Origin of the sequence: Streptomyces yaizuensis (genome assembly GCF_034961445.1) — a bacterium.
In the GTDB taxonomy this organism is placed as follows: domain Bacteria; phylum Actinomycetota; class Actinomycetes; order Streptomycetales; family Streptomycetaceae; genus Streptomyces; species Streptomyces yaizuensis.
Genome location: NZ_LC735416.1, coordinates 31,481 through 42,645 on the forward strand (window position 1 = coordinate 31,481; position 11,165 = coordinate 42,645).

Below are 11,165 nucleotides of genomic sequence, written 5' to 3' on the forward strand. Positions count from 1 at the left end.
CTCTGACGACGAGGGCGCCTTACGGCGGCCGGATCCGGGCAGGACCGGAGACGACGCCGGCGGGACGGAGGACGGCCGCCGCCAGGTCGAGGAGCACGCCCGGATCAGTGCCGAGCACCGGGCCCGCGCGGATGTCGCCCTGGCGGACGCAGACGGGGCCCGTGGACGCGCCGCCGCAGCGGACGGGGAGGGCGACACTGCGGCGGCCGGCGCCGCGTGGAGCGAGGCCGCAGGACTGGACGGGCTTGCCGCGCACGAGGGGACCACGGCAGCGATCGAGGCCCGAGCATCGGCCGCCATTGCCCGATCCATCACGACCACCGGCCGTTCAGCCGGCCGGGGGCAGACTCAGGGGGGTACGGCCGGGCAGCGAAACAGTGGCCGGGCCACCACTCCCCCAGCGCCCCGCCGGAGCGTGTGACGGCGGTACGGAAACCTGAACGGGCCGGAGGGAAAACCCTCCGGCCCGTTCTTCGCATGTGCAAGCTAAAAATGTGGCTACGTCGGTCCGGGCAATGCGTTGACCGGCGGGACCGGCAGCACCACGTGTTGTGGCCGGTCCGGGTTCGTCATGCATCCCGCGAACGGACCATCGGGCGCCCGCAGGTGAGCCACCATCGGGTCCAGGTGGTCACGGTGCCACACGGACGGACCGGTGAGCCCGCACACCTCTGGATTGGTGAGCTCTTGCCACGCCAGCCACGCCGCGTGGAGGCGGGCGACCGCCGGCGGGTGTTCCCACCAGCTCGCACACCACGTCGAGGAGGACGACACCTCACTCAGATAGGTGGGGACGAGGAGGTCACGCACCCAGGACGCCAGCGCCGCGAGCTCCGCCGGGTATTGCTCGCCGGACAGCCGCAGAATGAACGGCGGAGTCTTCGGCTCTTCCTTCCCTTTCCCCTTCCCCGCCCCTTTCCCATTGCCCTTTCTGGCTGTGTCGCCGCCGTCGCCCTGGCCGTCGTCGGGCACCACGGCAGCGGCCAGCCGCTCCACTTCCCGGGTGTTGTGCTCAAGCTGTGAGGCGAACCCGTTGACGACCGCTTTGAGGTCTTCCAGGTCTTCCGCCAGGCCGTCCACGGTGGGGGTGCTGTCTGTGCTCACGACGACATGGCCTTTCGTGACGCGCGGGCCGAAATCTCCGCGACTTCCAGCCGGGCATCCTCGTTCAGCCGGTCCGCGCCCGGCTCCAGATACCAGGGCCGCAGCCGGATCATCCCGACCCGTACGCCTGTCGCCAGCAGCAGGGCCCGCCCCTTGGGGAGAGCCCGGATCTCTGCCGCCTCTAGGACGCGCTCACGGCGCCGGGACGTGCTCACGCTCCGCCCCGACGACCCGTGAGACACCGAGGTTTCCCTGACTTTGTGGTCACCGACGAGCCGTGACACCTTTTCGGCGAATTCCGCGTCATCGAGCCCCGGGCCCAGGAGCTTGACCGTGGCCGCGCTCCACAGGGCATCCATCCCCGCTTCCCCCCAGACACGGACACCCTGGCGGTAGGACTGGAGGATGGTCACGGGCACGATCCCGCGCGAACCCAGGTGGCTGTAAAGGTCCGGGAGGTCTTCAATCCGGCAGACGTTCGCCGCCTCATCCAGAACGGCGATCAACGGGGTATCGAGCCGCCCGCCCGCCCGTTCCGCCGCGAGCATCCCAGCCCTGAGAACCGCGTCGGCCGCCGCCGCGATGACCCCGGCCGCCGAGCCGCCGCCATCCTTGGAGAGGAGATACAAGGTGTCCCGGGACCGTACGAAGTCATCCGGACGGAACTCTCTGGCGGCCGGATCCGGGGTGACCCACGCCAGCGTCCCGGGGTCGAGGAGACACGCCACGCACTGACGCGCCGTCTCAAAAATGCCGTCCCGGGTGTCCGCCGCACCCGCCACGGTGGAGGCGAGTTGCTGCGCGAGCGCGGTTTTCCCGGCCGCCTTGAGAGCGTTCACCGGGGCCCGGTCGGACGGAGTGGACAGCCACGCGAGCACGTCCGACACCGACCCGCCCGGAGCCACCGACGCCGCATGGAAGAGGGCCGTCAAGAGGTTCTTTGCCGCCCCCATCCAGAAGTCGCCGCGAGACTTTTCATCGGTGGTCGCGGCGATGAAATGGGACGCGAGGCGGCCGGCGCCCTCGATGGTGCGCGCGGACGCGAGCATGTCCCACCACATCGCCCGGTCCGAGTGGGTGATGTGCTGAGGATCGAGCAGCCAGACCGTGCCGACCTTCAACCGGCTCGCCCGCGTCACGGCGAAGGCGTCCGGCTTGTTCGAGGTCAGCAGGACCGCCCCCGGCGCCCGCAGGACCGCTGGCACCGCCACCGCGGTCGTCTTGTTCGAGCGCGGCGCCATCACGGCCAGCACCACGTCTTCCCAACTCCCCCGCAGCTCAGGGCCGCGTGACGCGTCGAGGTTGCCGAGGAGGAGGCCGGTATCGTCCGGCTGCACCTCTTGCGCGCCCTTGAGAGACGGCCGGAGCGCGCGGGCCCGCTCCCCCATCGCCTTGGGGGCGAGGGGCGCCAGCTCGCGGAGACCGGCGAGGCCGGACCGGTGCGAGAAGAACCGGCGCCACACCCAGTACCCGCCGGCGCCGAGGGCCGCGACGACGAGCACCAGGAGCACGAGGATCCCGACGCCCGCCGCCGTGCCGTGCCCCGGCCACAGCCGGCCCGGCCCCCCGGAGACGAGGAGCTTGGCCGACTGCACCGAGTAGGCCGGCGGAGCCCAGCCGCCCCCGGCCACGGCCACGCCGAGGGTGCCCCCGACGTGGGCCCCGGTGAACAGGCCGAAGGATCCGAAGATGACGCCGAGGACCGTGAGCGGCGTACCCGCCCCGGCCCCGCCGCCGCTGTTGTTGTCGTTCACGCCGCCCCCTTGCGAACATTGGATGGGTCGGTCTCGTACAGCCGCCGTTCAGCGTCCGTGAGCTGGAGGCGGACCGGGGTCCCCGGCCGTGTGCCGAGCCGCAGCATGTACTTCCCGCGCCCGGGGTGCACCTGCCGGGTGCCGTCGATGCCCGTCCCCGCGGCGTGCGACCACGAGGCGATCAACTGTGTCTCGGCATCCGTGAGCGGACGCTGAGCGGAGACCCGTTCCAGCTCGCCCATGGACAGGGCGCCGAGGATCATCGAGTCACAGCGGTCGATCATTCCGAGCGCCTTTGCCCGGTCCTGAGGAGTCGGCAGACTCTCCGGGTCGCGGAGCGAATGTGTGATGAACAGCGTCACTTCATTCCGGGCCCGGTTGAGGCGCGTCATGCTGTCGAACGCATCGACGATCCCCGGGCCGGCTCTCAGCGCTCTCCACATTTCATCGAGCGGGAGTACCAGGGGGGCGGTCATCAGCCCGACCGCCCGCGCACTGTCGATGGACGAATAGGCGTATGCCCAGGTGGCCAGCAGCCCGGCCGACACGACGTGATCCCCGGCGGTCAGCAGGCTGGACAGGTCCACGGACAGCGCGGGGGCTGCCAGGTCCAGGGCCGTGGTTGTGGGCCCGTCGAAGAGGCCGGCCAGCGGGCCGGAGCAGAGGTTTTCCAGAGCGTGTGTCACCGCCCGCACCAACGCCCGGTAGTCGTCTTCCGAGTCCACCATGAGTTGTGCGCGGAGCTCCGCCGGTCCGTCCCGCAGCACCGTGACCACGTCCGGGATGATTGGGTCCCCCTCCCCCACATGCCGGGCCGCCACCGTACGAATGGCGTGTTCCACGACGTTCCGTTCGGTGGGAGTAGGCCGCCGGTCCATTTCGGTGGTGAGCAGGGCATGTAGCAGCTCGGAACGACGGCCGTTTATCTCTGAGAGGAGGGCATCCCGCCGGGCCGGGTCGAGCGTGGGCAGGATTCTGCGCAGCGGGCCGGAGTCCAGGGGGTTGATTCGGTCCAGGCCCCGGCCGATCCGGACGACCTGGCCGCCGAGCTCGCCCACCAGCGTGGCGTACTCGCCCTTGACGTCTCCGGGGACGACGAGCTTGTACCCGTAGGCCGAGTAGGCCAGCCCGATCCGTTTGGCAATTGCCGACTTCCCGACCCCCGGTTGAGCCATGATCCACACGCCCGGATTGGTCACCAGGGAGCCGATCCAGCCCGAGGGATCAAAGCACACCAATTCGTGCGTCAACTGGTCATAGCCGATGGGTACCCCCTCCGGTGGCAGCCCGGAGCCGAGAACGAAGGGATACAACCCCGCAGTCTGGACCGTGCTGGAGAGGTAGACCGAGCCGGCGTCAAGGAGGGGCGATCGGCCACGTCCCACCCCCTTCCAGCCCGCCCGTGCCGCGATGACGGAGGGGTTGAGGGCCCAGCCGGTAGGCTCTGCCGCGGCCGGCCCGGCGGTTTGCCCCCGCCGGGACGGCGCGACCGCGCCACCGATCTTCTGGCGCTTCATATGCGTCTGTCCTCTTCTCTACAGGAGGGGATTGATGCCGACCGGGAGGCCGACGACGAGCGCGGCGGACTGGCCGCCGAACGCGGGACGGAACCTCAAGCCCCCGGCGCCCCGGGCAGCCTTTTCGATCTCCCGCCGCGCGGCGGGAAGGTCGGCCGCGCTGTCCACGGTGGTGGTGACGTAGATGGACCACTGGACCATCCCGGCCCCGGTGGCCTCTTCGGCCGCCGTACGCTCCGCGTGCTCCGCGTCCAGGCGCTCACGCCGGGTGGCCGTGCGCCGCGACCGGCGCCGGTACTCCGCCCGCGCTTCGCCCGCGTTCACCTCCCGCTCTACGACGGCTTGCGCCTCTTCCGTGGCTAGAATCCGGTACACCAGGGTCACGCGGCGCGCGTAGGCGCCGGGTGCCACCAGCTTGAGGAGCACGTCATAGGGGACGGTCTTGCGGGGTGCTTCCCGCAGGACGTACGAGACGGAGAAGTGGCCGTCATGGCGGTACACATCCCAGTCGTCCTCAGCCGCCACGGGGCCGACTTCATGCCAGACCAGGGCCTCAATCTGCTCAGACGGAGCATCCATGTCCCCCGGAGTGAACGCCCCGCGGACCAGCCGCTTGACATCCACGTCCGAGGCCCGCCGCAGCACGTCCGCCCCGGCGCCCGCCAGGTCCACGGCGTCCAGGGCCCCGAGCGCGACGGCCGCAGCTTCCGCCGGCCCCTTGGGCCGTTCGGGGGCCCGGGACGGATCGATGACCAGGCTCATCCACGCCGCGAGCTGAGCGCTTGCCCGGGGCGCACGGGCCACCAGCTCGCCGATAGCTTGCCGGGCGAGCTCCGGGGCGGCCGGGTCCAACCGGCCCCGTACGTGGTCGGAGAGGGCCGCGCCCGAGGACGGGGTGATCTGAAGCGTGACGGCCGCCGCGCTCACGGTGTCCTCATCGGCCAGCCGGGCGAGCGCTTCGCCCCAGGCCGCCACCTGACGGTTGACCGTCGCCCCCGACGCGAGGAGAGAGCCGGCCGGGGACAGCAACAGTGCCCCCGTCATCGTGCCGGTCCGCTGGTTCCAGACCAGGCCCACGGGCCCGCGCCCGTCGCCCGCCTCAGCCCGGATGAGCTTTGTCGGCGCGGCCATTCCGGGCAGGTCGAGCACTTCGGGCGCGGGCAGGAAGACACTCCGGTACGAGGTCTCACCGCGGAAGTTGGCCAGGCTCCACCGGGCCCGGCCGATGACGTACGACATGAGCGGCATCCCGTGCCGCTGCCAGATCGTGAGCGCGATCACCACCAATGCCACCGGCAGGGTTACCGCCAGGGTGGAGACCGGGCCGCCCACGATGATGACGACGAGCGGCGCCAGCAGGGTGCCCACCACGATCACCGTTTGACCGGTGTTCAGAGTGCCGATGCCCATGCTCTTGGACCGCCGCCACCCGCCGTAAAGCTGTGTCTCTGACATGCTCTCTACTCCTTCCCGCCCACAGCGCCGCCCGCCTTTTCGATGCCGGCTTTCCCTGCCTCAGCAGCCACCACGGCGATGCCCACAGGGCCAGCGCCCGCCGCCGCCATAGAGCCGGTGCCGCCGGCCGCCGTGGCTTGGCCCGCCACGGCCGTTCCGGTGGACGCCGTACCTTCGGCCGCCGCCGCCACACCTTCGCCCGCTGCGGATCCCGTCCCGGCTTGCTGCGGGATGTTCCCGGAGGCTTGCTGAATCGCACTGGACGACGAGTCATCGCCGCCGTTGTCGCCGCCCCCGCCGCCCGGACCGCCGGAGCCGGAACCCGAGTTCCCGCCGCCCGCCGGGCCGTTGCGGTCCATGTCGGCCGCATGGGAGACAGCCGAGGAGCCGGCCGAATCGCCGCCCCCGCCGCCAGCGCCGCCCATCGTGGATGCCATGGCACTGCCTGCCATGCTCAGGGCACCGCTCGCGCCACCGGAGGCGACCGCGTTCCCCATGGCCAGACCGAGGGGAGCGAAAAGCGCGAGAAGGGATTTCAGGGCGATGATCGAAAGTGCCAGGGTGACCACTCCCCGGATGAAGTCGATAATTCCTTGCCCGTGCTTCATTTCAATAAAGCCCACACTGATGATCAGGGCCGCCATGGGCTTGTACGTGATGATCACCATGATGGCGGTGAAGAGGCGCGGGAGCCACTGGCGTGCGCTTTCACCGCCGAGTTGTCCGGCACCGGCAATGGGCAGCAGGAGCGCTTGAATCGGGATGGCCGCCTGACGGAGGAACAGCATCACGAGTTGAATTCCACCGATGATCAGGACGATGAGGGCGATCACTAGCAGTCCCATCGGATTTCCGATGGAGGGCAGGAGGATGAGTGCCATACGGTCCGGCACATCGTCGTCCCCGAAGCCGACTTGAAGGATTGCCCGGGTGAGTTGGTCAGATGCAACCAGCAGGGCGTCAATGACTCCCACTCCGGCCGCCGAGACGATCACATTCATGAAGAGCCCTTGGAGGAGTTGGCCAAAGGGAGCCCCGGAACGCTGCATGATCATCTTGATTCCCTGGCCCATCGCCAGGAGGGTGGCGATTCCTGCCCCGATGCCGACCATGAGCGCATGAAGGCTGATCGACCGTGTAGGGTCATCCGGCTTGTTCGGATCGCCGAGTACGCCGGATTCCTTTACCTGTACGGAATCGGTCGAAAGCCAGAAGGTGAATCCGATTTTGATGAGGTCGCGCGAGAATTCCGCCATGGACGAGGCGGCGTCACCGATGACGGTTTCCCCGAGCTTTTTGGCCGCTGCCGTGGTTCCGTCCTTCGCCCCCTTCACTGCGACTTTCACGCATTCCACGGGGCCGTCCGGAGCTTTGGGCATGTTCGGGATCAGCCAGGTTGCGCATTTGGTGATTCCCAACCAGTCCACCGTAGGCAGGACGGCCGGCGCCGCCGCCGGCACCGCCGCCGGAGCCGGGCCAGCGGCAGCCGGAGCGGCACCGAGGCCGACGAGCACCAGGACCACCGCCACGAGCGGGACGACACGGGCCAGGACCCGCAGCCCCTTCACAGCCGGTCCCCTTCCTGAATCGAGGTCCACCCATGGTCATTGAAGGCCGCCGTCCCCACGTCCACGGGGTCCGGGATGCCCGCCGAAGGGTCGGTTGCCGCACCCTTCCAGTCCCCGTCTTCCCACACGGCCCGCCCGGGGCTCACGATCAGTTTCGTGGTGGTCGCCGCGCCCGCCTTGGGCGCGTGCGTGACCCGCAGCAGGACCAGCACATCCACCGTGCTGGAGTCCACAGCTTTCCACTGGACGCCGATGGGCCACGCGGTCAGCGTGGCGCCGTCCGGCACCGGGCCGGTGTCCGGGATTCCTGCAAACTGCCTGTTGCCCTTGGCCCCGGCCTCAGCCGCCGCCGCCATCGAGGTGCGGTACTGGGCAGCCGCGTACGCGAGGATGCCCGCCCGGATCTTTGCCGCGTCGAGGCTCCAGGCATTCCGGGACGAGGCCACGGCCATGGCCGCCCCACCTTCCGGGGTACGGGGGAAGCCGACCCGCAGCCCCTCCGCCGTCTTGCTCCGGCCGTCCGGGAGTTTGACCGTACGGTCCGGCGCCACATAGCCGCTGTCATCGTCGGGCACGGTGGCAGTCGGCTGAGGAGCCGGGGCAGCCGAGGAGGGCCCCGGCGCCGGAGCGGCGCCCTTGCCGCTGTCGTCATCACCGGTCACGGCGATGACGACCAGAGCAGCGACGAGGGCCAGGACCAGAGCGACGAGGACAATGACCGCCCGGCGCATCCGGCGGTTGGCAGCCTGTTGGAGATGGAGAGTCATCCCGGCCGCCTCAGGTCACGATGCCGGGGACGACCCCGGCCGCCAGCGTGACCACGGACAGGCCGCCGAGGATCCAGAGCAGGCCGTTCGCTCCTTCGGCAGACAGGTGGCTACGGTTGCGGCGGCCGACCATCATCATGATGCCGCAGGCGGACATGCCCAGGATGCCGCCACCGATGGCGAAATACTTTGCCCAACCGACCCACTCCGGCATGACCGAGCCCATGCCGGGAGGGGCCTTGGGCGGAGCGTCCCAGTCGGTCCCCGGGGTGGGTTCCATGGGCGCCAGCGCCACGAGATCGAGAACCGTGCTCATGAACATCGTGCATTCTCCTATTCGGCGAGGCCGAGCGAGCGCCGCAGAGCGCGGGCTGCTCTCTGTACGGCGCGCAGGTCGAGGCCATCACCGGGGGTATCGACGCCCCGCAGTTCGGCCAGGTAGGGGACCTCAGCTATCCCCAGGACCCGCGGTGTGATGGTGCGCATTCGGTAGACGGCCGGCTTGGGCAGGCTCAGCGGAGCGTCCCGGACGACGACCAGGTACGGCCGTGGCGCTTCCGGGTGCCACCGGCCCACGGCATCGACCGCGCGAGACATCCCAAAAGCCGTGGACTGGGCCACGACGACCGGAATGTAATAGAGCGGCAGCCGGCCGCCGCGACGGAGCTCTATCGAGCCGAGGGCCCCGTCAGGGTCGAGCCACTTCGTAACGGTTGACGTGCCCGCGCCGCCATGAGCGCCCAGGACCGCGAACCGTTCGTGGGCCGGGGGGCGTCGAACTTCAGTAGACGCCGGTTGACTCATCGTGCACCCCCGTAACTTGATCTCTCTGTCAAGCTACCATGACCCACTGTCATCTATCGCTGCTATAAATCAACGAGGGTCCATGAGTCCATCGAGCGGTCTCACCGGCTTCCGTGCTGACCTACTGCGCTCCAAAAGGGAGGCACGGGGGTGGAGTTGTGAACAGCTCGCCCTGATGGCCAGCGTCACGCCGGGCACCGTCCGAAAGGCCGAGGCCGGCCCGGGGAACCCCTCCCCCCGGGTCGTCGGCGCCCTGGCCGCCGCGCTGAGCGTCAACGTGGCCGAACTCGCACCAACAGGGGACTTGTCACTGAGACAACTACGCGCCCGCCGAGGGGTCACGCAAAAGATCGTGGCCGCCGAAGTCGGCGTCAGTACGGGGATGGTGAGCAAAGTCGAGACAGGAAAGTACGGGGTCAGGAACCCCGCCCGATGGGCGCCCGCGTACGGCGTGAGCGTCCGTGACTGGACGAAGGCATGGAACGCCGGCCGGGAGACACACCGCCGCCGTATCCGGAGCCAGCCGCCCCGGGCGAGCCAGGAGGTCAGGGAATGAAGGCCATAACCGGCGCCGTGGCCGCCGTGGTTGCTCTGCCCGTCGCCATCATCGGGCTTGTCCTGATGAGCGCCGGGGCGGACGCGACCGGAGACGAGGCCGGCGGGGCCGGGATGATCGACGGACTGAACGTGTCGGCGATGCCGCCGGAGGGCCGGAAGTGGGCCCCGTGGTACCAGAAGTCAGCAGCTCAGTGCCCCGGACGCCTCTCCCCCGCCGTGCTCGCCGCTCAGGGGTACCAGGAGTCGGGTTTCCGGCCGGACGCAGTGGGCCCGCCCACCGACTACGGCACGGCGAAAGGGATCAGCCAGTTCATCGACTCCACATGGGAGACGCAGGGCAAAGGCCGGTACGAGGACATGGACCGGGATGGCGACAACACCGCCTTTGACCCCGAGGACGCCATCATGGCCCAGGGGCGGTACATGTGCGCCATGGTGAAGCGGGCCGAGACCAGCGGGTACAAGGACACCCCCATCAGGCTGTCCCTGGCCGGGTACAACGCCGGGTGGGGGTGGGTGGACTACTACAAGGCGGTTCCGCCCGAGCGGTTCGCCAAGGGGCAGACGTACCACTACGTTCGGATCATCACGGCCAACGCGGCGAAGTGGGCGAGCGCGGTTTCCAGCATCAGCGGACTGGGCACCGGCAGCGGAGCCGACGCCGTACGCCGGGGCGCCAAACAGATAGGCATCCCCTACTCATGGGGCGGAGGCAATCCCGGGGGCCCGAGCAACGGGTTCTGTGACGGGCGCAATGGCTACCTGAACGGGCGGTGTGTGGCCGCCACGACCGCAGGTTTCGACTGCTCATCCCTGACGCAGTACGCATGGTGGTCGTCCGTCAAACTCCCCCGGGTGGCCGCTGCCCAGTACGCGGCTACGGCGAGCCGGCGCATCGACCGGGACGACCTGAAGCCGGGCGATCTGCTGTTCTGGTCCAAGTCGGGACCGGCCGCGATCTATCACGTGGGGATTTACGCAGGTGAGGGCAGGGTGCTACACGCCCCCCGCACCGGGCGGAAGGTCGAGTTGCAGCCGATTGCGGAGGCCATGCCGTCGCGGGACTATATCGGTGCGACCCGGCCCGGGGCTTAGCTTGCACATGCTAAATCCGGGAGACGGAGGAAGGGCCCCCGCCGAGCAGTGGCGGGGGCCCTTCCCGTTCAGCCGGACCTAGACGGCGACGGCCGCCCTGATGTCCATGTACGTCACGTCACCGGGGACGTTGAGTGCCGCCGCGAGCGCCACCAGGTCGTCCACCGGCAGCGGTCGCGGAGGCTCCGCCGCCGCAGACGGCCCCGGACCGCCGATGGGGATCACCGGCGCCACGTCCGAGGCCGGCACCGGGGGCAGGACCGTCCACCCCTCCGCCGGCTCGACAGGTACGAGCGGCCAGCCCACGGGGCGAGGGGCGTACGGGTCACGAAGTACAGTCATGGCAGATCCTCCATACGGATCGAGGCCCAGGGCAGCGACCGGCCAGAAGCCGCCCGAAGGCCGCAGGATGAGGGGCCGGGCCCAGCCCGGCCCCTCTTGCTTGCCCGGCACTGTACTCCTTTGATAGATAGCTAGCTAGCACGCAAGATAGAGGGCGTGTTAGCGAGCGAGGTAGCGAGCTTGGCCGCTATCATGCGGGCC

12 protein-coding genes are annotated in these 11,165 nt (G+C 69.6%); 2 read left to right on the top strand and 10 right to left on the bottom strand.

What is annotated here, in order from left to right; all coding sequences use genetic code 11:
* Nucleotides 1-19 precede the first annotated feature (19 nt).
* The 9 genes from SYYSPA8_RS38235 to SYYSPA8_RS38275 form a co-directional block, all read right to left on the bottom strand.
* On the bottom strand, nt 20-256 hold the full coding sequence (locus SYYSPA8_RS38235) for a hypothetical protein (RefSeq protein WP_323452087.1): 237 nt from the start codon (nt 254-256) through the stop codon (nt 20-22).
* Nucleotides 257-498: 242 nt separating this feature from the next.
* Complete coding sequence (locus SYYSPA8_RS38240) at nt 499-1,104, bottom strand: DUF4913 domain-containing protein (RefSeq protein ID WP_323452088.1); 606 nt, start codon at nt 1,102-1,104, stop codon at nt 499-501.
* A complete protein-coding gene (locus SYYSPA8_RS38245; RefSeq protein ID WP_407706173.1) occupies nt 1,101-2,858 on the bottom strand; it encodes a type IV secretory system conjugative DNA transfer family protein in 1,758 nt (585 codons plus the stop codon). Before SYYSPA8_RS38245 ends, SYYSPA8_RS38240 begins: the two co-directional genes overlap by 4 nt.
* Nucleotides 2,855-4,375: an ATP-binding protein gene (locus tag SYYSPA8_RS38250; RefSeq protein WP_323452089.1), complete on the bottom strand. Its 1,521-nt coding sequence runs from the start codon at nt 4,373-4,375 to the stop codon at nt 2,855-2,857. The genes SYYSPA8_RS38245 and SYYSPA8_RS38250 overlap by 4 nt, the downstream gene beginning before the upstream one ends.
* An 18-nt stretch (nt 4,376-4,393) precedes the next feature.
* On the bottom strand, nt 4,394-5,830 hold the full coding sequence (locus tag SYYSPA8_RS38255) for an SCO6880 family protein (protein ID WP_153524501.1): 1,437 nt from the start codon (nt 5,828-5,830) through the stop codon (nt 4,394-4,396).
* A gap of 5 nt (nt 5,831-5,835) precedes the next feature.
* Complete coding sequence (locus SYYSPA8_RS38260; RefSeq protein WP_323452090.1) at nt 5,836-7,398, bottom strand: hypothetical protein; 1,563 nt, start codon at nt 7,396-7,398, stop codon at nt 5,836-5,838.
* Complete coding sequence (locus SYYSPA8_RS38265; RefSeq protein WP_323452091.1) at nt 7,395-8,165, bottom strand: hypothetical protein; 771 nt, start codon at nt 8,163-8,165, stop codon at nt 7,395-7,397. Before SYYSPA8_RS38265 ends, SYYSPA8_RS38260 begins: the two co-directional genes overlap by 4 nt.
* A gap of 10 nt (nt 8,166-8,175) precedes the next feature.
* The gene (locus SYYSPA8_RS38270) at nt 8,176-8,487 is read right to left on the bottom strand and encodes a hypothetical protein (RefSeq protein WP_323452092.1); all 312 of its coding nucleotides are present in this window, start codon (nt 8,485-8,487) and stop codon (nt 8,176-8,178) included.
* Between the two features lie 11 nt (nt 8,488-8,498).
* A complete protein-coding gene (locus SYYSPA8_RS38275; protein ID WP_323452093.1) occupies nt 8,499-8,762 on the bottom strand; it encodes a hypothetical protein in 264 nt (87 codons plus the stop codon).
* A 289-nt stretch (nt 8,763-9,051) separates the two neighbouring features.
* Here SYYSPA8_RS38275 and SYYSPA8_RS38460 point away from each other — a divergent pair, with 289 nt between their 5' ends.
* Complete coding sequence (locus SYYSPA8_RS38460; RefSeq protein WP_153524497.1) at nt 9,052-9,525, top strand: helix-turn-helix domain-containing protein; 474 nt, start codon at nt 9,052-9,054, stop codon at nt 9,523-9,525.
* On the top strand, nt 9,522-10,622 hold the full coding sequence (locus SYYSPA8_RS38280) for a C40 family peptidase (protein WP_323452094.1): 1,101 nt from the start codon (nt 9,522-9,524) through the stop codon (nt 10,620-10,622). The genes SYYSPA8_RS38460 and SYYSPA8_RS38280 overlap by 4 nt, the downstream gene beginning before the upstream one ends.
* Before the next feature lie 78 nt (nt 10,623-10,700).
* Here the strand turns inward: SYYSPA8_RS38280 and SYYSPA8_RS38285 are convergent, their stop codons facing one another.
* The gene (locus SYYSPA8_RS38285) at nt 10,701-10,964 is read right to left on the bottom strand and encodes a hypothetical protein (RefSeq protein WP_323452095.1); all 264 of its coding nucleotides are present in this window, start codon (nt 10,962-10,964) and stop codon (nt 10,701-10,703) included.
* Nucleotides 10,965-11,165 lie beyond the last annotated feature (201 nt).